This window comes from Caulobacter sp. ALps2 (genome assembly GCF_058681635.1).
The window spans coordinates 339,805-365,861 of sequence record NZ_CM178743.1 but is presented as its reverse complement, the minus strand read 5'-3'; the positions used below and the strand labels follow the sequence as shown (position 1 = coordinate 365,861).

At 67.0% G+C, this 26,057-nt stretch carries 19 protein-coding genes, 2 tRNA genes and 2 pseudogenes; 9 read left to right on the top strand and 14 right to left on the bottom strand.

The window, feature by feature from the left end:
• Window positions 1-179: 179 nt before the first annotated feature.
• A complete protein-coding gene (locus tag ACW173_RS01550; protein ID WP_492083132.1) occupies window positions 180-3,104 on the top strand; it encodes a long-chain-fatty-acid--CoA ligase in 2,925 nt (974 codons plus the stop codon).
• A 12-nt stretch (window positions 3,105-3,116) separates the two neighbouring features.
• On the opposite strand, the gene ACW173_RS01545 is transcribed toward ACW173_RS01550, so the two are convergent.
• Complete coding sequence (locus tag ACW173_RS01545) at window positions 3,117-4,004, bottom strand: MBL fold metallo-hydrolase (RefSeq protein ID WP_492083131.1); 888 nt, start codon at window positions 4,002-4,004, stop codon at window positions 3,117-3,119.
• Between the two features lie 67 nt (window positions 4,005-4,071).
• On the opposite strand from ACW173_RS01545, the gene ACW173_RS01540 reads away from it, so the two are divergent.
• Window positions 4,072-4,218: a hypothetical protein gene (locus ACW173_RS01540; protein WP_492083130.1), complete on the top strand. Its 147-nt coding sequence runs from the start codon at window positions 4,072-4,074 to the stop codon at window positions 4,216-4,218.
• 10 nt (window positions 4,219-4,228) lie between these two features.
• Here the strand turns inward: ACW173_RS01540 and ACW173_RS01535 are convergent, their stop codons facing one another.
• Window positions 4,229-4,636 (bottom strand): TIGR01244 family sulfur transferase, encoded by a 408-nt coding sequence (locus ACW173_RS01535; RefSeq protein ID WP_492083129.1) that lies wholly within the window; start codon window positions 4,634-4,636, stop codon window positions 4,229-4,231.
• Between the two features lie 128 nt (window positions 4,637-4,764).
• Here ACW173_RS01535 and ACW173_RS01530 point away from each other — a divergent pair, with 128 nt between their 5' ends.
• Both ACW173_RS01530 and ACW173_RS01525 read left to right on the top strand, forming a co-directional pair.
• Window positions 4,765-5,064 carry a hypothetical protein gene (locus tag ACW173_RS01530; RefSeq protein ID WP_492083128.1) on the top strand — a complete coding sequence of 100 codons (300 nt, stop codon included), beginning with the start codon at window positions 4,765-4,767 and terminating at the stop codon, window positions 5,062-5,064.
• A gap of 178 nt (window positions 5,065-5,242) precedes the next feature.
• Entirely contained in the window at window positions 5,243-8,362 is a 3,120-nt protein-coding gene (locus ACW173_RS01525; RefSeq protein WP_492083127.1) for a TonB-dependent receptor, read from the top strand.
• Window positions 8,363-8,491: 129 nt separating this feature from the next.
• On the opposite strand, the gene ACW173_RS01520 is transcribed toward ACW173_RS01525, so the two are convergent.
• The 3 genes from ACW173_RS01520 to ACW173_RS01510 all read right to left on the bottom strand — a co-directional run bounded on the left by ACW173_RS01520 (window position 8,492) and on the right by ACW173_RS01510 (window position 12,074).
• On the bottom strand, window positions 8,492-9,961 hold the full coding sequence (locus ACW173_RS01520; protein ID WP_492083126.1) for a tetratricopeptide repeat-containing sulfotransferase family protein: 1,470 nt from the start codon (window positions 9,959-9,961) through the stop codon (window positions 8,492-8,494).
• Between the two features lie 77 nt (window positions 9,962-10,038).
• The gene (gene sppA / locus ACW173_RS01515) at window positions 10,039-11,823 is read right to left on the bottom strand and encodes a signal peptide peptidase SppA (RefSeq protein ID WP_492083125.1); all 1,785 of its coding nucleotides are present in this window, start codon (window positions 11,821-11,823) and stop codon (window positions 10,039-10,041) included.
• A gap of 174 nt (window positions 11,824-11,997) precedes the next feature.
• Window positions 11,998-12,074: transfer RNA gene (locus tag ACW173_RS01510), tRNA-Pro, on the bottom strand.
• Between the two features lie 165 nt (window positions 12,075-12,239).
• Between ACW173_RS01510 and ACW173_RS01505 the strand changes: the two genes are divergently transcribed.
• Both ACW173_RS01505 and ACW173_RS01500 read left to right on the top strand, forming a co-directional pair.
• Window positions 12,240-12,313: transfer RNA gene (locus ACW173_RS01505), tRNA-Gln, on the top strand.
• 507 nt (window positions 12,314-12,820) lie between these two features.
• Window positions 12,821-13,252, top strand: coding sequence for a Ros/MucR family transcriptional regulator (locus ACW173_RS01500; RefSeq protein WP_492083124.1), 432 nt, complete (start codon window positions 12,821-12,823; stop codon window positions 13,250-13,252).
• A gap of 82 nt (window positions 13,253-13,334) precedes the next feature.
• Here the strand turns inward: ACW173_RS01500 and ACW173_RS01495 are convergent, their stop codons facing one another.
• From ACW173_RS01495 to ACW173_RS01485, 3 genes are all read right to left on the bottom strand, one after another.
• A complete protein-coding gene (locus ACW173_RS01495) occupies window positions 13,335-15,143 on the bottom strand; it encodes an ATP-binding protein (RefSeq protein WP_492083123.1) in 1,809 nt (602 codons plus the stop codon).
• A gap of 82 nt (window positions 15,144-15,225) precedes the next feature.
• Entirely contained in the window at window positions 15,226-15,777 is a 552-nt protein-coding gene (locus ACW173_RS01490) for a GNAT family N-acetyltransferase (RefSeq protein ID WP_492083122.1), read from the bottom strand.
• Complete coding sequence (locus ACW173_RS01485; RefSeq protein WP_492083121.1) at window positions 15,774-17,966, bottom strand: S9 family peptidase; 2,193 nt, start codon at window positions 17,964-17,966, stop codon at window positions 15,774-15,776. The genes ACW173_RS01490 and ACW173_RS01485 overlap by 4 nt, the downstream gene beginning before the upstream one ends.
• A 35-nt stretch (window positions 17,967-18,001) precedes the next feature.
• Between ACW173_RS01485 and ACW173_RS01480 the strand changes: the two are divergent.
• Together ACW173_RS01480 and ACW173_RS01475 are read left to right on the top strand one after the other, a co-directional pair.
• Window positions 18,002-18,942, top strand: a pseudogene (locus ACW173_RS01480) (trypsin-like serine peptidase).
• 76 nt (window positions 18,943-19,018) lie between these two features.
• A pseudogene (locus ACW173_RS01475) lies at window positions 19,019-19,212 on the top strand (CsbD family protein); the annotation flags it as partial.
• Between the two features lie 43 nt (window positions 19,213-19,255).
• On the opposite strand, the gene ACW173_RS01470 reads toward ACW173_RS01475, so the two are convergent.
• A complete protein-coding gene (locus tag ACW173_RS01470) occupies window positions 19,256-21,154 on the bottom strand; it encodes a M1 family metallopeptidase (protein WP_492083120.1) in 1,899 nt (632 codons plus the stop codon).
• 97 nt (window positions 21,155-21,251) lie between these two features.
• Between ACW173_RS01470 and ACW173_RS01465 the strand changes: the two genes are divergently transcribed.
• Window positions 21,252-22,043: a helix-turn-helix domain-containing protein gene (locus ACW173_RS01465; protein ID WP_492083119.1), complete on the top strand. Its 792-nt coding sequence runs from the start codon at window positions 21,252-21,254 to the stop codon at window positions 22,041-22,043.
• Here the strand turns inward: ACW173_RS01465 and ACW173_RS01460 are convergent.
• The 5 genes from ACW173_RS01460 to ACW173_RS01440 all read right to left on the bottom strand — a co-directional run bounded on the left by ACW173_RS01460 (window position 22,025) and on the right by ACW173_RS01440 (window position 26,012).
• Window positions 22,025-22,498 carry an OsmC family protein gene (locus tag ACW173_RS01460; protein ID WP_492083118.1) on the bottom strand — a complete coding sequence of 158 codons (474 nt, stop codon included), beginning with the start codon at window positions 22,496-22,498 and terminating at the stop codon, window positions 22,025-22,027. The genes ACW173_RS01465 and ACW173_RS01460 overlap by 19 nt on opposite strands.
• On the bottom strand, window positions 22,499-22,816 hold the full coding sequence (locus ACW173_RS01455; protein WP_492083117.1) for a DUF1272 domain-containing protein: 318 nt from the start codon (window positions 22,814-22,816) through the stop codon (window positions 22,499-22,501).
• Between the two features lie 88 nt (window positions 22,817-22,904).
• A complete protein-coding gene (locus ACW173_RS01450; protein ID WP_099580679.1) occupies window positions 22,905-23,351 on the bottom strand; it encodes a MaoC family dehydratase in 447 nt (148 codons plus the stop codon).
• A 56-nt stretch (window positions 23,352-23,407) separates the two neighbouring features.
• Window positions 23,408-24,742, bottom strand: a complete 1,335-nt coding sequence (locus ACW173_RS01445; RefSeq protein ID WP_492083116.1) for an Nramp family divalent metal transporter — start codon at window positions 24,740-24,742, stop codon at window positions 23,408-23,410.
• A 253-nt stretch (window positions 24,743-24,995) separates the two neighbouring features.
• Entirely contained in the window at window positions 24,996-26,012 is a 1,017-nt protein-coding gene (locus tag ACW173_RS01440) for a nucleotidyltransferase family protein (protein WP_492083115.1), read from the bottom strand.
• Between the last annotated feature and the right edge of the window lie 45 nt (window positions 26,013-26,057).

Genomic DNA, 26,057 nt, shown 5'->3' with positions numbered 1-26,057 from the left:
CCTTCGGCGTCAACCAAGAGTCTCCTTACCACGCGTGCGACCGATCAGCGCGTGCGTCGGATAGGCGACCGATCACGTTCTCCGGATTTCTCTTGTGAAGCGCCGCGCGTTGCGTGTTGCGCGTCGCGCCGATAGCCTCGCCTGAACAACGATAAGCAACCGAGAGAGAGCGGGAGTTGATGCAGGGGCTGATGCAGCATGGGGCGCTGACCCTCGACAAGATCATCGACCACGCCGCCAAGTGGCATGGCGGCCGCGAGGTGGTCACCCGCTCCGTCGAAGGGGCGATCGTGCGCACGACCTACGCGCGGATCCATGACCGGGCCAAGCGCGTCTCCAACGCTCTGCTGGCCATGGGGATCAAGCCGGGCGACCGGGTCGGCACGCTTGCCTGGAACACCGGCCGCCACATGGAAGCCTGGTACGGCGTCATGGGCATCGGGGCGGTGTGCCACACCCTGAACCCGCGCCTGTTCCCCGAGCAGATCGCCTGGATCGCCGACCACGCCGGCGACCGCGCCATCTTCGTCGACCTGACCTTCCTGCCGATCCTGCAGGCGGTGCTGCCGCGCCTGCCGCATGTCGAGCACGTGATCGTCTTCACCGACCGCGACCACATGCCGGCCGAGTTCCCGCTGGCCGCCGAGGCTCCGCATTTCAAGGGCCTGCTCTGCTACGAGGAGCTGGTCGAGCAGCAGTCGTCGACCTGCGCCTGGGGCGGGTTCGACGAAGGCACGGCCGCCGGGCTCTGCTACACCTCGGGCACGACGGGCGACCCCAAGGGGGTGCTGTACTCGCACCGCTCGAACTTCCTGCACACCTTCATCACCCTGCAGCCCGATGTGATGGGGCTGTCGCAAAGGGACACCATCCTGCCGGTGGTGCCGATGTTCCACGCCAACGCCTGGGGCGTGGCGTTCTCGGCCCCGGGCACGGGCGCCAAGATGGTGATGCCGGGCGCCAAGATGGACGGCGCCTCGATCTTCGAGCTCCTGGACACCGAAGGCGTGACCTTCTCGGCCGCCGTGCCCACCGTCTGGCAGATGCTGCTGCAGCACCTTGAGGCCACCGGCTCGAAGCTGCCGGTGCTGAAGAAGGTGGTGATCGGCGGGGCGGCCTGTCCCGAGAGCATCATCCGCGCCTTCCAGGAAAAGTACGACGTCGAGGTGGTCCACGCCTGGGGCATGACCGAGACCTCGCCGGTCGGGACCCTGTCCGTGATGACCGAGGCGCTCGCGAAGCTGCCCTACGACGAGCAGATGCCCTATCGCCTGAAGCAGGGCCGGCCGCCGTTGGGCGTCGAGATCTGCCTGCGCGATGACGAGGGCCAGCCGCTGCCGCACGACGGCAAGGCCTTCGGCCACCTGAAGATCCGCGGCCCGATCATCGCCGCGGAATACTTCCGCGGCGCCGGCGGCAAGATCCTGGACGACGAGGGCTTCTTCGACACCGGCGACGTCGCCACGATCGATGACCACGGCTTCATGCAGATCACCGACCGCGCCAAGGACGTCATCAAGTCCGGCGGCGAGTGGATCAGCACGATCGAGATCGAGAACATCGCCGTCGGCCATCCCAAGGCGGCCCTGGCGGCGGTGGTCGGCGCGGCCCATCCCAAGTGGGACGAGCGGCCGGTGCTGCTGGTCAAGCTCAAGGAAGGCGAGACCGCGACCAAGCAGGAGTTCATCGATTTCCTGCACGGCAAGATCGCCAAGTGGTGGATGCCCGACGACGTGCTGTTTGTCGACGACATCCCGCTCGGCGCGACCGGCAAGATCGACAAGAAGGTGATCCGCAAGCGCTTGGCCGACGAGGGTTACGAACTGCCCGCCACGCCGTTGCAGCCTTCGCCCGCGCCCGCGCCCGCGCCCGCTCCGGCGCCGACGCTGGCGGCGGCCGACGGTACGCAGGCGGCGGTGATCTACGCGCCCGAGCCGGCGGAAGAGGTCGAGCCCGAGGTGGCGCTGGCCGAGCCGGAGCCCCAGCCCGAAACCCCGTCGGAACCGCCGCCACCAGAGCCCGAGGTCGTCGCTCACGTCGAGCCTGAGCCCGAGACGATCTCGGCCACCGACGCGATCATCGCCGAAGCCACGGCGATCGCCGCCGCCGAGGCCGTGGCTGACCCCGCGCCGGAGCCCAAAGCCGATGCGACGCCTGTGACGGCCGCGCCGCCGGAGCCCAGACCCGAACCGCCGCTGCGCCTGCACGAGCCCAAGCCGAGCCCGGTGCTGGCCGACGCCGGCGAGACCCTGCCGTTCGCCATGCCGATCAAACCGGGCAAGCGCGGCAAGGCCAAGAAGACCGAAGAGAAGAAGGCTTCCGGCAAGCCGCCGGCCTGGGCGTCGTTCTATCTGGACCTGGCTTTGCTGATCGCCCTGGCCCCGGCCATCCTGGCGGGAGGCGGCGCCCTGGGCGTCAAGCTGGGCATGATACCGCTGCCGCTGGGCTACACGGCCATGACCCTGGATTGGGCCCCGCGCCTGGCGTTCGTCAGCGTCGCAACGGGCTTGCTGGGCCTGGTCATCGCCCTGATGGCCGGCTTCAAGCGTCTGGGTCGGGCGGCGATCCTGGCTCTGCTGATCACGGCCATCACCTTCGGCGTGATGTTCGGGGCCAAGGCGCTGGTGGGCCAGTCGCCGCCCATTCACGACGTCTCCACCGACTGGAGGACGCCGCTGGTCTTCTCCGACGCGGCCATGGCCGCGCGCGGCGGCTCGGCCGAGATCGTCGACGACGATCCGGTCCTGCCGGTCGGGTCCGCCGCCTACGCCGGCCGGCGCCTGGCCGAGGTCAATGCCGAGACCTGTCCCGCCGCCCGGCCCCTGGTCAGCGAGCGCGCGCCCGGCGACGTCTACGAGGCGATCAAGGCCGCGGTCATGGCCCAAGGCATGATCCTGGTCACCGACGACCCGGTCGATGGCCGCCTGGAGGCCACGGCCCGGAGCTTCTGGTACGGCCTGACCGACGACCTGGTGGTGCGGGTCCGTCCCGACGCCCGCGGCGCGCGCCTCGACATGCGTTCGATCGGTCGCGACGCCGGCCCCGACCAGGGCCGCAACTGCGCCCGGATCGGCGAACTGATCACGGCGGTGAAGGGGCGGTAGGGGCGGGCGGCCTCAGGCTGGCCGATATTCCGCGTCCAGCCCTTCGCCCTTCGCCACGACGCGGCCTTCGCGGACCAGCTGGATCATGTGCGCCAGCACCGAATGGGCGGCGGCCGGGTGCAGCCTAGGGTCCACGGCGGCGTAGAGGCTGGGCACCATGGCCTTGATGGTGGTGAGGCCAGCGCCCAGGGCGTCCAGGATCTGGGCCTCGCGGGCCCGGCGGTGCGCGACATAGGCGTCGATGAACGGTCCGACCTCGCGCACCGGCGCGCCGTGGGTGGGCCACAGGATGTCGAAGTTCCGCGCCTTCACCTTTTCCAGACTGGCGAAGTAGTCGCCCATGTCGCCGTCGGGCGGCGTGATCACCGTCGTCGACCAGCCCATGATGTGGTCGCCGGCGAACAGGGCGTTCTCTTCCTTCAGCGCGAAGCAGACGTGATTGGAGGTGTGGCCCGGCGTGGTGACCGCCTCCAGCGTCCAGCCGGGGCCGGACAGCACGTCGCCGTCGGCCAGAATCACGTCGGGGCGGAAGCGGTCGTCGCCGCCTTCGTCCAAGGCTGGAGCGTCACTCGTGTAGGGCGCTGGGGCTGGCAGGCCGTAGACCTTGGCGCCGAATGCTTCCGCCAACGGGTGGGCGAGGGGCGAGTGGTCCAGGTGGTGGTGGGTCACCAGCACATGGGTCACCCTTTCGCCGGCGAGGGCCGCCTTCAACGCCTCGAAATGCTCGGGCAGGTCCGGACCTGGATCGATCACCGCCACCTCGCCCCGTCCGACGATGTAGACGCCGGTGCCGGTAAAGGTGAACGGTCCCGGATTGCGGGCGATGACCCGCCGGATCAGCGGCGAGACCTGATCGCAGCGGCCATATTCGAAGTCCAGCTCGCGGACGTAGGGAATCATCGAGAGGGCCTCCGAAACGGCGCCGGTCTTGCGCCTTTACCCTCCAGTAACCTTCGGAGGACGCGCCATGGCGGCGGATGCGGCGATTTTTGTCTCAAAACGGCTCCAGCGCGCGGCCTTCGCCATCGTATGTATCATGATGGCCCAGTTCGTCCTGGCCAGCTGCCAGGCCGAGCCGACGCCGATGGTGGCCCGCGAGTCGGCCGCCTTCTAAAACCCGCTGCCTAAGAAGGCAGCACGCCCGACAGGTCGTAGCCGGCTTCGCGACCCTGGTTCAGCAGGGTCTCACGGTCTTCCCCCGCCAGCGCCTGACCGATCGACCAGGTCACGATCGAGCGCGTGCCCGAGCGGCAGAAGGCCAGCACCGGCCCGCCGGCGGCTTCAGTCGCCGCCCGCACCGCCTCGACCTGCTCCTGGGTCGGACCGCCGCGCACCGGCACATGCAGATAGTCCAGGCCCGCCGCGCGCGCCGCCGCCTCGATCGTGGCGCTTGAGGGCTGGCCGGGATCCTCGCCGTCGGGGCGGTTGTTGATCACAAGCACGAATCCCTCGGCCGCGGCGCGGGCCATGTCGGCCTCGGTGACCTGCGGACTCACGGATAGGGATTCGGTGACTCGTCGGAAATCGCTCATGGGTTCGCCGCAACTTTGAGGCGCGGCGCGATTTCGCCGCCGTGGCATTGTCGCGGCCCCTGGGCGCCTAGGCAATGGTCACGACCGCCTCAAGGCGTGCACGCACACTGATCATCTGGAGGGGGAACGTGCTGTCGCATCGCCGTTCATTAAAAAACTTTTACCCGAAATCCGGTGTTGGCGATGACGATTTGTTGCCTGTCAATCATGAGCGGCAAGATTGTCGCGAAAAATTCTTCGAAACGCGAAGCCCGAGAACAGCGGTCCTTCTGGGGGAAATAACCTCGATAAAACAATCTGATGATCAAGTTGTGCCCAGGCCTTGCGGGGGCGGGGTATCCACGGGGAGCACGGGTTTCCGGAAAAGCGGCGGTGCTGTGGCGATTTTGCGACAGGCGCGCGCGATGTGGATTACAAATCTGCAATGACAATTGACCCCCGGCCACGGCGGCCCCTAACGTCGCCCCAACCGGGGAAATGTTTCCGGGACACCAGTGATCTCGTGGCGCGAACTACGCGGATTTCCGTTCCAGGTCGGACAAAGTTTCTAGAGGGGGACTCGTCCGATTTGCCGCTCGCGTCACGCTCAGAGGGGATTTGAACAGCATGCATTCCACCAAGGGTAGCGCCCGCGCGCGCCTACTGACGACGACGTTGCTCGCCGGTCTGGCGAGTGTCGCCACGCCGGTCGCGATCGCGACCGTGGCCAGCTTGGCGCCGACGATCGCCAGCGCCCAGGACTACACGAGCGGTACTCTGTCGGGCACGGTCCTGAACAGCACCGGTCAGCCGCTCGCCGGCGCCCAGGTGACGGTGAAGTCGACGGCTCAGGGCTTCACTCGCGAAATGACGACCGACAACAACGGTCAGTTCCGCGTGCCGCTGATCCCGCAAGGCGCTTATGCCGTGTCGATCGCCAAGGAAGGCTACAGGTCGACCAGCGACGGCGCCCTGGGCGTCCGCGCCGGCGGCGAAAGCAGCTACAACTTCACGCTGGCCGCGGCCGACGAGACGATCTCCGAGGTCGTCATCACCGCCACCGCCAACCCCCAGCTCGACTTCTCGCAGACCACGACCGGTCTGGCGATCGACGTCGAAGACCTGCAGAAGCAAGTGCCGGTCGGCCGCAACATCACCGCTCTGACCCTGCTGGCGCCGGGTACGGTGGAAGGTTCGTCGACCAACTTCCGTGGCCAGACCTCGATCAGCGGCGCCTCGGTCGCTGAAAACGCGTTCTACCTGAACGGCCTGAACATCACGAACTTCGACAACTACATCGGCGGTTCGCGCGTTCCGTTCGAATTCTACAAGTCGATTGAAGTGAAGACCGGCGGTTATTCGGCCGAATACGGTCGCGCCACGGGCGGCATCATCAACGCGGTGTCGAAGTCGGGTTCGAACGACTTCACGTTTGGCATCCACGGCAACTGGCAGCCGGATTCGCTGGAAAGCGACCAGAAGGACACCTACCAGCAGCGCGGCAAGTTCCGTCACACCAACAACAAGGATCTCGTGATCGAGGCCGGCGGCCCGATCATCAAGGACCGCCTGTTCTTCTACGGTCTGGCCCAACTGAACGACAACGAGTTCACCCAGGCTTCGAAGACCGCCGCGTCGTACCTCGTCGACAAGATGAAGGACCCCTTCTACGGCGTGAAGCTGGACGGTTACATCACCGACCGTCAGCACCTCGAGTTCACGCTGATCGACACCCAGCGCATCACCAAGCGCACGGCCAACTCGTACACCTACAACGCCACGGCCGACACGGACACGATCGGCGGGGCCCTGCCGGGCACTCGCTTCGAGGACGGCGCGACCAGCTATGTCGCGAAGTACACCGGCAGCTTCACCGACTGGTTCACCCTGTCGGCCGCCTACGGCCTGAACAAGGACCGTTCGGCTTCGAAGAACACCCTGTCGTCCCTGCCCCTGGTCCAGTCGGACGTGACCGGCGCCACCGTGCGCATCGGCTCGCAAACCGCTTCGAACCAGGACGCCCCGCGGCGCACCAGCCGTGAGTTCTACCGCGTCGACGCCGACCTGTACTTCAGCCTGTTCGGCGACCACCACATCCGTGGCGGTTATGACCGTGAAGACCTGACGCTGGTTCACCAGTCGCAACGCAACGGCGGCGCCAACTACGTCTACCACGTCGGTAGCGCGGGCAACCCGCAAGGCGTGACGGATCCTAGCCGCTACTATATCGAAGCTCGCACGTTCGTCGGCGGTGGTTCGTACACCGCCCGCAACCAAGCGATCTACATCCAGGACTCGTGGGACATCCTGCCGAACCTGAGCCTGAACCTGGGCGTTCGTCGCGACCAGTTCCAGAACCGCGGCGTTGACGTCGCCGGCGTCCAGGGCGGCGTGTTCGTCGAGTTCGACAATGAAGTCGCCGCTCGCATCGGCTTCACCTGGGATCCGGGCAACGACGGCACCAACAAGGTCTTCGGTAACTACGGCCGCTATTATCTGCCGGTCGCGTCGAACACGGCCTACCGCCAAGCTTCGGCGATCCTCGACCAATCGGTCTACTTCCTGCTGCCGGCTGGCACCGCGCTGTACAACGGCACGACGATCAACCGCGCCCTGCTGGATCCGCTCTCGGGCCTGCCGCTCGCCGGTCTGGGTTCGCAGATCACGACCGCTGGTCCCGGCGTCTGCTTGCCGGGCGGCGTCGGCCAAGCCGGCGTGACGGGCTGTACCGTCCGTAACAACGGCACGATCCAACCGTTCGAAGCCAATATCAGCCGCGACCTGAAGTCGACCGCCGACGACGAATACATCCTCGGCTACGAGCACCGCTTCGACTCGCTGTGGAAGGCCGGCCTCACGCTGACCTACCGCAAGTCGCTGCGCGCCGCCGACGACGTGGCCGTCGACCCGGCCGTCCGCGCCTACTGCACGGCCAACGGTATCGCTGGCTGCGAGAACATCTGGAGCGGCTTCCACCAGTACACGATCATCAACCCGGGCATGGCGCAGACGATCACGCTGTCGGATCCGCTGCCGGGCGAGACCACCGCGCGCACGATCAGCTTCACGGCCGAGCAACTGCGCTACCCGAAGGTCGATCGTCAGTACATCGCGCTGCAGTTCCAGTTCGACCGCGCCTTCGACGGCAAGTGGGCTCTGAACGGCTCGTACACCCTCTCGGAATCGAAGGGTAACTACGAGGGTTACGTGAAGACCGACTACGCGGGCGGCCAGACGGACGCCGGCATCACCGCCGACTTCGACACCCCCGGCCTGACCGAGGGCGCCTACGGCCTGCTGCCGAACCACCGGGCTCACGTCTTCAAGGCGTTCGGCTCTTATCAGGTGGTCGACAGCTTCCTGGTCGGCGCGAATGTTCTGGTCACCTCGGGCCGCAAGTATGGCTGCATGGGCCTGAACCCGAACGACCCGGATCTGAACGCTTCGTACGGCGCGCTGTCGCACTACTGCGGTGGCAAGATCACGCCGCGCGGCTCGGTGTTCAGCGATCCGTGGACCTACCGCCTCGACCTGTCGGCCCGCTACACGGTTCCGTCCTTCGGCTTCCTGCCCGAGAACGGCCTGACCCTGCGCGCCGACATCTTCAACGTGCTCAACACGCGCAAGGCGGTCGAATCGGACGAGTTCGGCGAAACCAACGCCGGCGGCACCCGTACGCAGTTCGGCTTGCCGCTGTCGTACATGCCCGCCCGCTCGGTGCGCCTGGGCTTCGACCTGGTCTTCTAATCTCGAAGATCCGATCGACGTTAAATGGGAAAGGCGGGTCGAAAGACCCGCCTTTTTCTTTGCGCGAACAAGAAAGGCGGCGCGTCGAACGCGCCGCCTTTGTCATGCGAGGGAGGGAGAGCGGCGCCCTCAGTCGGCGGAGCGCCCGTAGGCCTCGAAGAACGGCGCCAGATGCTTCTCGTAGCGTTTCCACTGGCCGATGGCCCGGGTGCTGATCGGTTGGCGTACCTGGCTGACGCTCGATGTGGCCACTGCCCGCGGGGTCAGGTGGAAGTCGCGCAGGTTCTCCTGGAACGGCAGGCCACAGTGCATCAGCATCCGCTCGATCCAGGGCTTCGGATCGGCGACCAGCTCCTCGTAGGGCACGGTCAGGATCGCGTCTGGAAACAGGCTGGTCCAGTGGGCGTACAGGCGATCCTCGTCGGCCATGTGCCGGCCGATGTCGGCCAGCGACCAGGTCCAGCCCAGGCCGTCGGCGAAGTGGCTGCGGAAGCACGACAGGGCCACGTCGCCTGGCGCGCGACGCAGCCAGATGAAGCGAGCGTTCGGCAGGACATGACGGATCAGGCCGACGAACCGGGTGTGGTTCAAGGTCTTGTCCACGATTCGACCGGCGGGGCCGAAGCGCTCGTCCAGCAGATGTAGGTAGGCCTCGCCGAAGCGGGTCCAGAGGTCCGCGCCGTCGGGGCGGAAGGCCGCCCGGGTGACGTCGGCCGGAGCATAGCCGCCAAGGTCCATGGTCGCGGTGCGGAACAGATTGAGTTCGCTTCCTCCGGCGACGTCGGCATGGCTGGCCAGGATCTGCTCGATCAGCGTCGTGCCCGAGCGTGGCAGGCCCAACACGAAGATCGGGCGATCGCTCTCGATCCCGCTGGGCGGCAGCTTGGCCAGGGCCTCGGCCGTGAAGCCGGCGATCACCTCGTCGACGAAGCGGCGCGATCCTTCGCCGCTGTATGGACGCCGAGCGCGGGCGAGGCGCGCGCCGCGCTCGTAGGTCTCGAACGCCCGGTCGATGTCTCCGAGGTCATTGTAGGCCTTGCCGAGCGCATAGAGCAGGGCGCTGGGCGCCTGTCCGCCCAGTTCGGCGGCCAGGGCCTCCATGGCGCCGATGTCGGGATCATCGGCCGAGAACGCCTTCAGATCGGCGAGGGTCAGCCAGGCGATGGCGGTCAGCTCGGGCCATGTCGACTGGGCGATGGCCGCGCGCAGGTGCGCCTCGGCCTTATCGGTCTCGCCTAGCTGAGCATGGCAGGTGCCGAGCAGGTGGCGCAGGCGGGCGTCCGGCCGCGGCGCGTTGGGAAGGTAGGCCTCGGTGGCCTTGATCGCCCCCGCCACGTGGCCCAGCTCGGCCAGCATCGCGCCATAGGCCAAGCGGCGCTCGATGTCGTAGGGCTGCAAGGCCACGTAGCGGCGCATGGCGGCGCGGGCGGCCGAGACCTCGCCCAGGGTGGCGGCCAGGCGCGCCACGTCGCCCCATCGGTCGCCCAGCGGCGCGTCCTGCCCGGCCAGCTTGACGACAATGGCGGCGGCCCGGGCGCGATCCCCCGCCTCGAGGCGGCGTACGGCCTGAACCAGAGGGTCGGCGGTGCTGACGGTCATGGAAGGACTCAAGGTCGAAGGGGCGAAAAGATCGGTGGCCGCCGCGCGGACGCGGCGGCCGTCATGTCCCCGGTCTACTACCGCACCGGCGTATCGGCCAGCACCGACGCCCCGCCGGGCGCGGCCCGCAGGCGGGCCTTGGCCATTTCGTCCAGGATCGCCTGGGAGCGCGGATCGCCCATCACCCAGGCCGCGGCCGCCAGGGTCTTGGCCGACGTCTCGCTGACGCCCAGGAAGCGTTCGAAGGCCTCGAACGGCGAGGCGGCGCCGTCCATGCGCTTGAGGCGAACGTCGTCCTTCAGCTTGGCCAGTTGCTTGGCCTTGTCGACGGCGTCGTAAAAGCCGCCCAACTGGTCGACGAGGCCCAGTTGCTTGGCCTGCTCGCCGGTCCAGACGCGGCCCTTGGCGATCTCGCGCACGCGCTCGGGCGGCAGCTTGCGGCCCTCGGCCACTCTGGTGATGAAGCCGGCGTAGATGCGGTCCATCCAGCCGGCGAACTTGGCCCGCTGGTCGGGAGTGAAGCCGTCGGCCGTGCCGAACGCTTCGGAATAGGCGCCGCCGACATGTAGGGGCTTGGTGTCGACGCCAAAGCGGGCCAGGGCGTCGCCCAGGGCGAACTTGCCGCCATAGACGCCGATCGAGCCGGTCAGGGTCGAGGGCTGGGCCACGATCGAATTGGCCTGGCTGGAGATCCAGTAGCCGCCCGAGGCCGCGTAGGTCCCCATGCTGACCACGACGGGCTTGCCGGCCGCCTTGGCGCTCTTCATGGCCGCCAGGATCTGTTCCGAGGCCGTGTCCGAGCCGCCGGGCGAGGAGACACGGAAGACGATCGCCTTGACGTCCTTGTCCTCGGCCGCGTCGCGGAAGGCCTTGGCCACGTCGTCGGAATAGACGTTGCTGTCGCCGCCGAACGGGGAGCCGCCGCCGCCCGCGCCGGTGACGATCGCGCCCTCGGCGCCGATCACGGCGATGGCCGGGCCGGTCTTGACGGCCGGCGACTTGGAGCGGCTGGCATAGTCGTCGAAGTCGACCAGCTTGGCGCCCTTGCCGGCCTTTTCGAGCGCCAAGGCCTGGATGTCGCTGACCTGGCCGACCTTGTCGATCAGGCCCTTCGCTTGCGCTTCCTGGGCGCTGTAGGGGCCATCTTCCAGGGTCCTGATGATCAGGGCCGGATCACGCTTGCGATCGACGGCGGCGCTGGTCAGGGCCGAGCGATAGACCGAACCCATCCACGACAGCGTCGAGTCCCGGTGGGCCGGGGTATAGTCGCTGTAGAGATAGGGGTTCACGGCGTTCTTGTACTCGTAGCGCTGCTCGTACTCGGCCTTGACGCCGTACTTATCGAAGAAGCGCTTGAAGAACATCGCCTCCGACGAGACGCCCACCGCCTGGAAGCTGGAGTCGGGCTGCATCCAGAACTCGCTGGTCGCCGCGCCCAGCATGTAGGTCGAGGTGACCATGCCGGAGGGATACAGGCCCTGGCTGTGGGCGTAGATCGGCTTCTTGCCGACCTCACGGAAGTGCTTGAAGGCCAGGCGCAGCTCATCGGCGGCGGCCGGGGCGACGCCGCCCTCGGGCAGGCGCACCAGGACGCTCTCGACCTTGTCGTCCTTCTCGGCGCGACGCAGCGTCTCGATGATCGACATCACCGAGTCCCCGCCGCCGCCAAACGCCGCGAACGGGTTCTTCGGATCCTGGTCGGTCAGGGGATTGCGCAGATCCAGCTGCAGGACGGTGTGCGTGGGGACCGGGGCCGGGCGGGCGGCGCCGGCGGCCATCACGATCAGCAGGAAGGGCACTCCGACCACGAACAGAAGAAGGCCGACGAAAACGCCGGCGACGGTCAGGAAGAACTGCTTCATCGGAGGTCCTGCTAACGAAACCGGCGACAAGCTAACTGGTGTTCGGGTTGCGACCAAATGAAGAGCGCGCAACGAATCCCACGAACGGGCGCGCAAAGGCTCGGCGCCGCTTTCGCGGCGCCTAAGCTTCTGTATTTTTGGCAGGTTTTCCGCCTCTGGTTGGCGGAGAGTAAATGGTCGGAGTGGCAGGATTTGAACCTGCGACCCCTGCGTCCCGAACGCAGTGCTCTACCAGACTGAGCCACACTCCGACTTGGAGGCCGGCCTTATAGGGGGCGGTTTCGGAGGGCGCAAGCGCCTTTTTCGAGGTTCGTGTGACGGCCCGAAAAAAGTTCTGAAATGGGATGTTGCATCCGTCCGAGTCGTGAGCTATCTCCACCGCCTCGCCGAGCCCTGACGGGTTTCGCCGTTCCTGCTGGGGAATGGTGTAATGGTAACACTGCGGTTTTTGGTACCGTCATTCTAGGTTCGAGTCCTAGTTCCCCAGCCACATCCTCCTGATATCCAAGACTAGACGAAGCTTATCCGGCGGGGCGGTCGCGCGCGCCGCATACGCAGGGGCGCCAGGGGCGTCTCGTAGGCGAAGCTTGGTCGCGCGGCGAGCCGGCGGCCATGAGCGGGCCCGGGGCTTGCGCCGCGAACGCCTCGTCCTCAGGTGCAGATAAGCAATGTCCGAGTCGAGGGGGCGGTCGGCTATCAAGCCTTCGCGGCATCGATCCTTCGGGATGCGGTATTTGCCGGTCCGGGAGCCTTAAATCACAAGTCCAGTTCGCAGTTGCGAGACAGATCGGCGCCCGCATGGGTTTAGCGGTTGATTCAGCGCCTGATAACAACGTTGTCAGCTGTATAGTTGACGAAAATTCGCCTCGTTGAACGGGCGCGGCGACAGTCAATTGTTACAGGAAGTCACGAATTAAAGCAGAATCTGGCCACGAACTACTTGTGTTTTCGAGGTGAGGGTGTATTTGCGAACACACTAGGGGAATGGAGTTGTATCGTGGAAGACAAGGCTACCCTGATCGAACTGACTGCCGAAATCGTCGCCAACTATGTGGCTAATAACGTCACGCCCGTTTCGGAACTTCCGGCGCTTATCCGCGCCACGCACGACGCCTTGGCTGGTATTGGCGCGCCGCCCGCGCCGACCGTCGAGGCCGTGAGCAAGGCCACGCCGGCCCAGATCCGCAAGAGCATCACGCCCGAAGCTCTGATCAGCTTCGAAGACGGCAAGCCGTACAAGACGCTGAAGCGCCACCTGACGACCCACGGCATGACCGTGGCCGAATACAAGGCCAAGTGGGGCCTGCCCAACGACTACCCGACGACCGCGCCCGCCTACAGCGAAGCCCGTTCGAAGATGGCCAAGGCCCTGGGCCTGGGTCAGGGCGGTCGCAAGGGCAAGGCCCCGACGCGCGGCCGCAAGGGCTGATCGGCCCCTAGAGCCTTCTGAAAAGCGAAAAGGGGACGCGGCGGGCGTCCCCTTTTTTGTGCCTGAAGCCGTGGGAAGTGTCCTAGGCCACGCCCCGCGTATCCGGTTCGGCCGCGGTGTCCAGCGACAGCACCCGGGCGAGGGCTTCGACCAGGCGGGGGATTTCGACGGGCTTGGGCACCAGGGCGTCCATGCCGGCCTCGGCGTACAGCGAGCGCTCATGGGTCAGGACGCTGGCGGTGACGGCGATGATCGGGGTGCGGGGACGACCGGTGCGTTGCTCGCCCGCGCGGATGGTCTTGCTGGCCTGGACCCCGTCCATGACCGGCATATGCACGTCCATGAGGATCGCGTCCCAGCGTTCCTTTTCCCACATGGCCACCGCTTCGCGGCCGTCGACCGCGAAGTGGGCGTCGACGCCCAGATGGCCGAGCAGGGTCAGCAGCACGGCGCGGTTGGTCTGATTGTCGTCGACCACCAGGATCTTGGGGGCGGTCTCGTCGTCGACCTCCGGGGCGGCGATATCCAGCCGCGGCGAGGCGGCCGCCGAGGCGACCTCGGCCATGGGCAGGACGATCGAGAAACAGGCGCCGCCCTCCGGCGAGGGCGAGAAGCCGATCTGGCCGCCCATCAGCTCGACCAGCGTCTTGCAGATCGCCAGGCCCAGGCCCGAGCCGCCGGCGCGGCGCGTACTGGAGCCGTCCAGCTGGACGAACTTGGTGAACAGCAGCGGCCGCTGATGTTCGGGAATGCCGGCGCCGGTGTCGATGACGCGCGCGGAGAGACTGGCGGCGTCGCCTTCGACGATCACCCGCACGCCGCCGGCGTCGGTGAATTTCACGGCGTTGGAGATCAGGTTCGACAGCACCTGGCGCAGGCGATCGGCGTCACCCAGTCGCCAGCCGGCCACGCTGGGCGCGATCTCCAGGCTGAAATCCAGGTCCTTGTCGCGGGCCAGGCCGCCATAGAGCTGGCGCAAAGCATCCAGATGGGCCGGCAGGTCGAACGGGGCCGGGATGATGTCCATCTTGCCGGCCTCGATCTTGGAGATGTCGAGGATGGCGTTGATCACGGTCAGCAACGACTGGCCAGACGCGCTGATGGTGTCCAGGCGTCGGCGCTGGTCGGGCTCCAGGGCGCCGGCGGCCATGATCTGGGCCATGCCCAACACCCCGTTCAGCGGCGTGCGGATCTCATGGCTCATGGTGGCCAGGAACTCGGTCTTGGCGCGGTTGGCCGTCTCGGCGGTCAGGGCCAGGTCCTGGGCCTCGGTCTTGAGGCGGCGGTTCTCGGTCAGCTCGCGGGCGAGCTCGGCGTTCAGGGCCTCGCTGGCCAGGCGCGCGCGGACCTCGCGACCGACGACGCCGCGCATCAGGGCCGACATGCCGATCGCGGCGAAGGCGCCGGCGAGGCCCACGAACATGAACTGGTCGACGAGCTCCTTCGGCGCCTGGCGGGTCATCATGACGAGACCGGCGATGGCCGCGGCCACGCTGGCCAGGGACACCCGCCGGCTGGGCGCCGAGGTCGCGAAGACCAGGGCCATCAGCACGAAATAGACCAGCTTCTGCGGCTCGAAGTGCAGGGCCTGGTAGGCCAGGGTGTTGGTCAGGAACAGGCCGTTCATGCCCAGGATCACCGCTTCCAGCGGCAGACCCATGATCTTGCCCCGACGCAAGGCGATCCAGCCGCCAAGGGCGTAGATCGCCGAACCGATGGCCAGGCCCTCCAAGACTAGAAAGGCCGCGCCGGTCTCGTAGAAGGGATGGGAAAGGCTGATCAGGGCATAGTAGATCGCGGTCGCGATGAGGTACCCACGCGCGATGGGCACGTAAGCTTGCATCAGCGCGACCTTGGTCCGCTGCTTCTCGTCAGTCCTCGAGCCCTGCAAGACCTGTCCCCGGGTTCCTTGGCTGAGCAGACTAGGTGAGGACTGGTTAAGCCTTGTTTCGAATTACGATGTTTTACAATTGCTAGACGCCGCTGAGACTCATGCCGGGGGTGTCGGGCGGAGTTTCGCCACCGCCGTTCAGCGAACGCTGCATCCAGACCAGGTCCACCCAGCGGCCGAACTTGTGGCCCATGCTGGGGAAAACCCCTTTCTTCTCAAAGCCTAAGGTCGCGTGCAGGCCGATCGAGGCGGCGTTGCCGCTGTCGCCGATGACCGCGCACATTTGTCGCAGGCCCAAAGCTTCACAAGACGCGATCAGAGCCTCCAGCAGGGCGCGGCCGACGCCCTTGCCGACCGCCTTGGGCGAAACATAGACGCTGTCCTCGACCGTGTAGCGATAGGCCGCGCGCAGGCGGAACGGGCCGGCATAGCAATAGCCGAGCACCGCGCCGTCCAGTTCGGCGACCAGATAGGGCAGGCCGCGATCCAGGAAGGCCGCGCGGCGGCGGGCCATCTCGGCCTCGTCCGGCGGAACCTCCTCGAAGGTGCCCAGGCCGTTCAGGACGTTCCAGGCATAGATGGCGGTGATCGCCGGCACGTCGGCGTCGGTCGACGCCCTGATCGCTAAACTCACGCCTTGGTCCAACCCTTGTCCACCGCCCACACCGCGAAGGCATAGTCCAAGGCGATCTCTTTCAAGAAGTCAAAGCGCCCGGACGCGCCGCCGTGGCCAGCATCCATATTGATCTTCAGCAGGACAGGTTTGCCGCTGGTCGTGGCGGGGCGAAGCTTGGCGACCCACTTCTCCGGTTCCCAGTAGGTGACGCGCGGGTCCGACAGGCCGCCGGTGGCCAGCACGGCCGGATAAGGCTTCGCCGTGACGTTGTCGTACGGGGAGTAGCTGGCGATGTAGTCGTAGGCTTCCTTGTCTTCCAGCGGATTGCCCCACTCGGGCCACTCCGGCGGGGTCAGGGGCAGGGTGGTGTCGCTCATGGTGTTGACCACGTCGACGAACGGCACGGCGGCGATGATCCCGGCGAACAGGTCCGGCCGCATGTTCGTAATCGCCCCCATCAAGAGCCCCCCCGCCGAGCCGCCATAGGCCACCGTGTTGGCCGGCTTGCCGTAGCCGGCCCCATGCAGGTGCTCGGCGCAGGCGATGAAGTCGGTGAAGGTGTTCTTCTTCTTGAACTTCTTGCCGTCCAGGAACCAGCCCCAGCCTTTTTCGGAGCCGCCGCGCGGACAGGCCGTGGCCCAGATCCAGCCACGGTCGACCAAGCTGAGGTTCCGGATCGAGAAGCTGGGCTCCATGGCGATGCCATAGCTGCCGTAGCCGTACAGCAGCAGCGGGGCCGAGCCATCCAGCTTGGTCCCCTTCTTCATCAGGATGAAGATCGGCACGTCGGTCCCATCCGAGGCCTTGGCGTTCAGGCGGCGGGTCTCGTACTGGGCCGGGTCGTGGCCCGAGGGGATTTCCTGCGTCTTGCGCAGGGTGCGCTGGCGCGAGGCCATGTCGTAGTCGAACCACTGCCGGGGCGTGGTCATCGAGTTGTAGACGAAGCGCAGATTGTCGGTGTCGTACTCGTAGCCGCCTTCGAGGCTCAGTGCGTAGGCGGCCTCGTCGAAGGCGATGGCGTGCTCTTCGCCCTTCTCGGCGGTGACGATCACCTGGTTCAGGGCGTCGACCTTCTCCAGGCGCACGAACCAGCGCTTGAAGGCCATGGTCCCGGAGATCAGGCGGCCCGGGTGGTGGGCGATCCAGTCCTTCCAGTTCGCCTTGCCGGTGGCGTTTTCGGGGGTCGTGGCAAGCTTCCAGTCCACCGCGCCGTCGGCGTTGGTGCGGATCACCCAGTGGTCGTTCCAGTGCTCGGGCTCGTAACGCAGGCCCACCTCGCGCGGGTGGAAGACGACCGGCGTGGCGGTCGGCGTGGCGGCCGGGATGATCAGCGCCTCGCTGGTCTCCTGATTGCCGCAAGAGATCACGACATACTTCTCGGACGCCGTGACGCCGACGCCGATGAAGAAGCCTTCGTCGGGCTCGTCATAGATCAGCACGTCGTCCTTGGCCGTCCCCCGCGTCGGGCGGCGGTAGATCTTGGCTGGACGACCGTTGTCGTCGCGGAATGTCCAGTACAGCCACTGGCTGTCGGGCGAGAAGCAGAAGTCGCCCGTGGTGCTCTCCACCGGGCTTTCCAGCACCTTGCCGCTGGAGAGGTCCTTGACCTGGATGCGGTAGACTTCGGAGCCCTGTTCGTCGACGGCGAAGGCGTAGAGCTTGTGGTCCGGCGAGTGGCTGGCCGCGCCGACCTGATAGAAGGCCTTGCCCTTTGACTCGGTTTCTTCGTCGAGCAGGATCTCCTCGGCGCCGCCACCGTGAGGCTTACGAGCGTGGATCGGATGCTGCGCGCCCTTCTCGAAGCGCGTGTAATAAGCAAAGGGACCGTCTTTCGCGGGCACCGACGCGTCATCTTCCTTGATGCGCCCCTTCATCTCCGCGAACATTTTTTCTTGAAGGCCTTCCGTCGAGGCCAGCATGGCCTTGGTGTAGGCGTTCTCCGCCGTCAGGTGCTCCTTGACGTCGGCCTTGATCAAGGACGGGTCGCGCAGGACCTTCTGCCAGTTGTCGTCCTTCATCCAGGCATAGTCGTCGGTGCGACTGCGTCCCAGCTGCTGGATGGTCTTGGGAATCTTCTTGGCGACCGGCGGCGTGGGGCGAGCGGCGTTCTCGACAGACATGGGGGACCCGAAAGCTGTTCCAGACAAGATTATGGGGGATGACGTAAGCGCCGCGGCGGCGCTCGTCATCAGGCGTCGGCGATCCATGCGCAAATTCCCCCGTAACCCAACACAACGCGCAAGTGCGGCAGAACGACAACTTGCGGCGCGAGATTCCTGTGGTCAAATTCCCTCAGCAGTCGGGCGAGTAAAGCGTAAGCACCAAGGGGGCGATATGGCCTGGGATCTGTCCGTCGACCTGATCAAGGCGACGGTCCAGCTTGAACAGCCGCTAGGCGATGGTTCGCGGACCGTCGGCACGGGCTTTCTCATTTCCGATCCCACGCCCGACGGCAAGCCGCGGGTCATCCTGGTGACCGCCGCCCATGTCTTCGAGAAGATGCCGTCGGTGTCGGCCAAGATCGGCTATCGCATCGAGGGCGACGGCGGTGTCTGGCGCTTCGATCCCGAGACCCTGAAGATCCGCGACGGCGACCATCCGCTGTGGGTCAAGCACCCGACCCGCGACGTCGCGGCCATGGTCGTCGAGGCTCCGCCCGAGTTCGTCAAGGCGGCCATCCCGATGAAGTACCTGGCCCAGGACGACACCTTCAACCAGTATAATCTGGGTCCGGGCGACGAGATGATGGCGCTGGGCTTCCCACGCGGTCTCTCGGCGAACCCGGCGGGCTTCCCGATCCTGCGTTCGGGCCGGGTGGCCAGCTATCCGCTGGCGCCGGCGACGAACTTCCCGACCTTCCTGATGGACTTCTCGGTGTTCCCCGGCAATTCGGGTGGCCCCGTGTTCATGGCCGAAGGCGCGCGCCGCCGGCCCGGCGCCAGCGAGAGCCAGGAGGTCCAGTTCGTGGCCGGTCTCTTGACCCAGCAGGTCGAGCTGTCGGGCGAACGCCTGGAAATCGGCATCGTCACCCACGCCAAGTTCATCCGCGAAACCTTGGCCATGCTGGACAAGCTTCCCGGCGCGCCGGTGACCCAGGCGCGGCTGGCCAAGCCTGAACCGGCCATGCCCGGCGCCATTCCGGCGGTGGCCGTCTCGGCCATGGCGATGGGCGCGTCACACTAGGAAATTCCAGGAACCAGGCACGGTCTCGGCCCGTTTCTTCTGCAACGCAACAACAGCAACCCAGCAGGAGTGAGCCATGAGCACCAATCGTGTGGAAGGCGCTATCGACAAGGGCGCCGGCGCCGTCAAGGAAGCCGTCGGCAAGGCCACCGACAACGAACGTCTGGAAGCCGAGGGCGCCGCCCAAAAGGCCAAGGGCGACATCCAGAACAAGGTCGGCAAGGTCCAGGACAAGGTCGGCGACGCGATCAAGCACTGAACACCCGCCTACGACTGAAGAAAGCGGCCGCCGGAGCGATCCGGCGGCCGTTTTTCATTTCACGATCCCGTCCACCGTCTGACGCGTCACCGCGTGATAGAGCGGCCGCGTCTTCCCGTAGATTCGCTTGGCGATCGGCTGGCCCCAGTCGCCCTGGGCCATCAGGTCCTTGAACAGCGGGGCCACGAACTTGCGGCGGCCCTGGTCGGTGAGGAAGGCCTCCAGCGAAGCCACCGCCGGCTGGTGGCGGTTGGCCACGGCCAGTTCCAGCCAGACGAAGCGGATCTCGCTGTTGCCTTGGGCGTCCAGGCCAAAGGCCTTTTCCAAGGTTACGAGACGCTCATCCGACAGCTTGCGCGGCAGGCTGGCCACGAAGCGGGTGCGCTCGGGCGTGCTCCAGGTCCGCCACTTGGCGGCGGGCGCGGCGCCGCCCTTGGCGTAGGCGGCGGCCAGGGCGTCGACGGCCGGGAAAGCGGCCGACTTCACGTGCACGGCGTTGTCCGGCAGCCCGACCTCATAGACCCACTTGTCGATGCCGATGGCCGCCTCGAGCTTGGGATCGCCCTTGATCAGGTGCTCGCGCAGGTCGGCGACGAAGCCGGCCGTGGTCTGGCTCTGGAAGGCGTGGCGGGCGAAATAGGCCTTGAGATAGGCGTCCCAGCGCGGCCGGCCGACGGCCTTCTCGATCGTCCGCAGGAAGGTCGCGCCCTTCTGGTAGGCGATGTCGGTCATGCCGTCGTCGGGATCACGGCCCGTGAGATCCAGGTGCAGGCGGGTGTCGGCGCCCGTCAAACCCCCTGCGTCGGCGATCGCCGATTGCAGGTCGCTCCAGCCCAGGTCGGCCAGCATGTCGGCGCGCGGCTTGCCGTACAGCCGCTCCATGATCCGGTTCTCGAAATAGTCGGTGAACCCCTCGTTTAGCCAGAAGTCCGACCAGGTGGCGTTGTTCACCAGGTTGCCCGACCACGAGTGCGCCAGCTCATGCGCCACCAGGCTGACCAGCGAGCGATCGCCAGCGATGATGGTCGGCGTGGCGAACGTCAGGCGCGGGTTCTCCATGCCGCCGAACGGGAACGACGGCGGCAACACCAGAAGGTCGTAACGGCCCCAGGCATAGGGGCCGTAGAGGCTCTCGGCGGCCGCGACCATCTTCTCGACATCGATCAGCTCGCTCGCCGTCTTCTTCATGACCGACGGCTCGGTATAGACGCCGGTGCGCTTGCCCAGCGGGGTGAAGGTCAGGTCGCCGATCGCGAGGGCGATCAGGTACGAGGCGACCGGCTTGTCCATCTCGAAGCGATAAGCGCGGCTGCCGTCCGCCAGCGGTTCGCCGTTGGGCGTCAGCATCTGGGCGCTCATCACCGCCTTCAGGCCCTTGGGCGCGACGATGCGGGCGGTCCAGGTCTGGCGGATGCCGGGGCTGTCCTGGGTGGGAATCCAGCTGCGGTTCAGGATCGCCTCGCCCTGGCTGAACAGGTAGGGGCTCTTCTTGCCGGCGGTCTGGGCGGGGGTCAGCCATTGCAGGGCCGCGCCGTCGGGGGCGCTGTCGTAGCGGATGATGATCCGCTTGGCGCCGTTCAAGGTCACGGCCAGCGGCGCGCCCAGGATCGGATCGGCCTTGCCCAGGGTCCAGCGCAGGGCGTTACCCTTGGCGTCCGTGACGTCGTGGATCACCAGGCCCTTGCTGTCGAGCACGACCTCTTTCGCGTCAGGCGCGGCGGCGATGTCGAGGGCGGCCGTGCCGGTCATCTTCTGGCCGACGAAGTCGGCGGTCAGATCCAGGTCGATATGGGTGACGCGGGCCACCAGCGGCTGAGCGTAGGAGTGGATGTCATGGGCTTCCGCCGTCTTCAGAATGGCCGGTACAGGCGGACTTTGCGCGAAGGCGGGCATGGCGGCGCCGCAGAGCAGGAGCGAGAGCAGGAGGGCGCGGGCGTGGGTTTTTGGAGTCATGGCGCTTTCGTGCTCCCGTTTTGAAGAGGCCGCAACGGGGGGGCGTTTACCCGCGAGGTCATGGGCAAGCCGCGGCCAACGTCCTAGCTTCCAGGGCATGAACACCACGACCACCTCCGGCCCCTCGATTGGCGAGCGCCTGCGCGACTGGCGCCAGAAGCGGCGGCTCAGCCAGATGGACCTGGCCTTGGACGCCGAGATCTCGACCCGCCACCTGTCGTTCCTGGAGACCGGGCGCGCCACGCCCAGCCGGGACATGGTGCTGCGCCTGGCGGAGCACCTGGAGGTCCCCTTGCGCGAACGCAACGCCCTGCTGCTGGCCGCCGGCTTCGCGCCGGTGTTCCCCGAGCGGTCCTATGACGACCCGGGCCTGGCCGCCGTGCGGACGGCGGTCGAGGCGGTGCTGCACGCCCACATGCCGTTCCCGGCCCTGGCGATCGACCGTCGCTGGACCATGCTCGCCAGCAACGCCGGCCTCGCGCCGCTGCTGGCGGGCGTCGCGCCCAAGCTGCTGGAGGGTCAGGTCAATGTGCCGCGGATAAGCCTGCACCCCGAGGGCGTGGCCCCGCGCATCGCCAACCTGGCCGAATGGCGCGGCCACATCCTGTCGCGCCTGCGCCGTCAGTTGGCCGAGAGCGGCGACGCCGAGCTGGCCGATCTGATCCGCGAGCTGTCGGCCTATCCCGGCGGCGAGGCCCATCCCCGCGCCGGCGAAGGCCTGATCGCCGCGCCGTTGCGCCTGAAGACGCCGCATGGCGAGTTGTCGTTCCTGTCGGCCACCATGACCTTCGGCTCGCCGCTGGACGTCATGGTCTCGGAACTGGCGATCGAGACTTTCCTGCCGGCGGATGCCGCGACCGCCAAGGCCCTTCAGTCGATCTCTTCGTAGGTCGCCGCGTAGTCGACCGGGAAGTTCACCGAGCGGGCGATGAAGCAGACCTTGTGGATCTCGTGGTGGATGGCGTCGGCCTTGGTCAGGTCCGCGCCGCGCTCGACTCGGATATGCGGCTTCAGGGTGGCGCCGAGGAAGCGGCCGGCGCCGTCGGGCGTGCTTTCGCCAACGCCGATCGGCTGGTCCTGGTAGCCGCGCACCACGATCCCGGCTGTCGAGGCCAGATGCAGGTACCAAAGCATGTGGCAGGCGCTGAGCGAGGACAGCAGCAGGTCCTCGGGATTGTGCAGCGTTGGGTCGCCGCCCAGCAGCGGATCATTGGAGCAGCTGACGACCGGCTTGCCCGGCGTGGCGATGTTCCAGGCGCGGTCATAGCCGCGATAGGTGCGCGTGCCGTCGCCCCGATCGCCGGTCCATTCGATCAGGCAGGTGTAGTCATGCTGCTTGGCCATCTAGCGCTCCTCCGGAGAGACGTCCTTCAGCCGCGCGGTCATGGCGGCGATCTGGTCCGGGTCCCAGCGGCTGTACTTGCGGACGACGCTGGCCGGATGGAAGCCCAGGCCGAGTGAAATATGCGGATGGTGGTAGGCCTGCCGTGGCCGGATCGGCCGCGGCGCGAAGCCGCCGCCGCAGGTGGGGCAGACATTGTGCAGCACCCCGTCAGCGCAGTCGGCGCAGTAGGTGCACTCGTAGCCGCAGATGCGGGCGTTCAGGGCGTCCGGCGGCAGATCGACGTCGCACAGTTCGCAGTTGGGGCGGAGTTCGAGCATGCAAATCCCCTGACGGCAGGCCCGCTCGCTATCGCGAACGGCCGCCAGGGGAAATGACAGGTATCCCTCGATTTCAGCCGAAGTGGGACTAGCCGTAGATCACCGAGATCGTCTCGGCCACGCAGGCCGGGCGCTCTTCGCCTTCGATCTCGATGGTGCACTCGTTCTTCATCTGCAGGCCGCCCGACTTGGGCTCGGCGGACAGCAGCTTCTGGCGCATGCGCACGCGCTTGCCGACCCGGACCATGCCGGTGAAGCGGACCTTGTCGCAGCCATAGTTGATGCCGCGCGTGACGCCGGTGACGCGCAGGATATCCGCGCCCAGCATCGGGATCAGGGAGAGGGTCAGGTAGCCGTGGGCGATCGGGCCGCCGATCTCGCGGGTGGCGCGCTCGACGTCGACGTGGATCCACTGGTGGTCGCCGGTGGCCTCGGCGAACAGGTTGACGCGCTCCTGGGTGACCTCGACCCAGTCGGACACGCCGATCTCCTGGCCGACCAGGCTGGCGACGTCGGCATAGGCGACTTCCTTCATGGCATTTCTCTCCCTCGAACAGTTGTTCGGATAGAGACCAGTCCGGGCGGCCGGGGTCAACCGGAGAAGGTGCTGACCACCAGCCAGACATTGGCCGCCGAGATCACCACGAACAGGAACCAGGCGATGCTCTTGGTGATCCATCCATTGGCGAAGGCTCCCATCAGCGCCTTGTCGTCGGTAAAGCGCAGCAGGGGCCAGATGGCGAAAGGCAACTGGGCCGACAGCACCACCTGGGTCAGGATCAACAGCTTGCCGACCGAGTGCTCGCCCAGGGTCAGCACGCCGATCAGGGCCGGAACGATGGCCAGGCCCCGGGTGATCAACCGCCTTTGCCAGCAGGGGATTTTCAAATCGAGGAAGCCCTCCAGGATCACCTGGCCGGCGATGGTGCCGGTGAAGGTCGAGCTCTGGCCCGAGGCGAACAGGGCGACGGCGAACAGCACCCCGGCCAGCACGCCGCCGGTGACCGGGGCCAGCAGCTGGTGGGCCTCCTCGATGCCGGCCACCTCCGTCAGGCCCGCGCCGTGGAAGGCCGAGGCCGCCAGGATCAGGATGGCGGCGTTGATCAGCAGGGCCAGCAGCAGCGACACGACCGTGTCGATGGTCGACAGGCGGATGGCGGCCCGCTTGCCCGGCTCGTCGGCCGGCGTCACCCGCGTCTGCACGATCGCCGAGTGCAGGTAGAGGTTATGCGGCATGATCGTCGCGCCCAGAATGCCGATCGCCAGATAGAGGGCGTTGCCCTGTTGGAGCGCCGAGAGCGACGGCACGAGGCCCCGCGCCACGTCGGCGCCGTTCGGCGGGGCCAGGATCAACTGCGCCAGGAAACAGATCCCGACCGTCGAGATCAGGCCCAGGATGATGGCTTCCAGCTGTCGGAAGCCCTTGCCCTTCAGGCCCAGCACGATGACCGTGTCCAGCGCCGTCAGCAGCACCCCGGCCCACAGTGGGATGCCCAGCAGCAGCTTGAAGGCCAGGGCGCTGCCTAACACCTCGGCGATGTCGCAGGCGATGATGGCCAGCTCGGCCAGCAGCCACTGGACCTTGACCGTGCGCGGCCCGAACCGCTCGCGGGACATGCGGGCGAGGTCCTTGCCGGTGACGAGGCCGAGGCGCATCGACAGGGTCTGCAGCACGATCGCCGCCAGACTCGACAGCACCACCACGAACAGCAGGGAGGTCCCGTACCGCGACCCCGCCTCGATGTCGGTCGCCCAGTTGCCGGGATCCATGTAGCCGACGCTGACCAGCAGGCCGGGGCCGGCCACCCGCAGCATCCGCTTCCAGGTGGGTATGCCGTCGGGCACGACAACGGCGCCCCGCACCTCGGCCGGGCAGAAGGGCGCGGTGGCGGTCTTCGGGAGGCGGTCGAGGAGAGCAGCGAACATACGGCCTAGTTAGGGTGGTGCGGCCGCGCTTGTCAGCCCCGGCGCCGCTATCGTGGGCGCGTCTGCTCGCGTCATGGGCGAATTTTGACCTTTCGCGGATTTCGCGGACAAGACGGATGCGCGCGGGGAACAGGCCGCGCGCCGGTGTCTTCCACTCTAGCTCGCTCCGCGTCTCCCAGATCCCCAGCGAGTCCGCCTGATCCCAGCGGCGGCCCCGGCGGATGGCGCGCCGGGGCTAGCGCCGGTCGGGCTGTCAGCTTTCCAGCACGGCGCGGGCGTCGGCGGGGAGCAGGCTGTCGGCCTGGTTCAGCAGCTCGCGCCAGGTCTCGCCGCGGTCACGGGCTTCGGCATAGGCGTCACGCAGGGCGAAGGGGTCGTCCTGGCTGAGGGCGTTGATGAGCTGAGCCGCTTGCAGGCGATCCTTGACGCCCTTCTCGGGGTTCACCTTGCGATCCCGGCTCACGATCAGCTTGTGGACTGCGTAGCGCGCCGGGGCGGGCGCGTTCACCAGCACGCCGCCGCCATGCAGCGCGGCGGTCTGGATTGGGTCGCGCAGCAGGAAGTCCATGTAGGATAACGGGACAGCGTCGCTCTTCAGCGTCGGCAGATACGAGGGCTTGTCGCGCGGCGCGCCGCGATTGGTCGTTAGCACGTCCAGTCGGTAGCGCTCGCCCAGCGAGTAGCTGGTCGTGCGGCGGGCGTCGAAGGCGTAGCTGACCGGTGCGAAGCGCGGATCCAGCTCGCGCAGGATGTCCAGCAGTGGGCGATCGAGGGTGTCGTCCAGGTTGGAGGCGATGCCGAAGTCCTGGGCGACGTCTAGATCCAAGGTCGCCAGGCTGGTGACGGGCAGGCGCACGCCCAGGTGAGCCGCATAGGTCTGGAAGGCTACCGTGCCGATTAGCAAGGCGCGCAGGCGGAAGGCTCCCGCCGCCGCGAGCGCTTGGATGATCTCGCCGCTGGTTCGGTCAGGTCGCGGCGCGCCAGAGGCGATGATGGCGGCCACCAGGCGGCGGCGATCGTCGAGATCGGCGCGGTGTTCGCCGTGCCGCGCGATTGTCTCGCGCAGCTCCTCGCTGTCGGGGCCGATATAGACCTGGCGGCGGCTCTGCGCGCCGCCGGTCGGCATCTGGACGTACCAGTAGAGCCGGCCCTTCACAGTCTTCGACACGAAGCTCGAGCCCGGCGGATAGTCGCCGACGCGTCCAAGACGCAGGCGTTCCATCAGCTCGGCATAGCTGGTGTGCGCCGAAAGGGGCAGCCGCTCGATCATGCCGCCAAGTTATACGCAAATCTGAAATCTGCGTATAACTTTCCA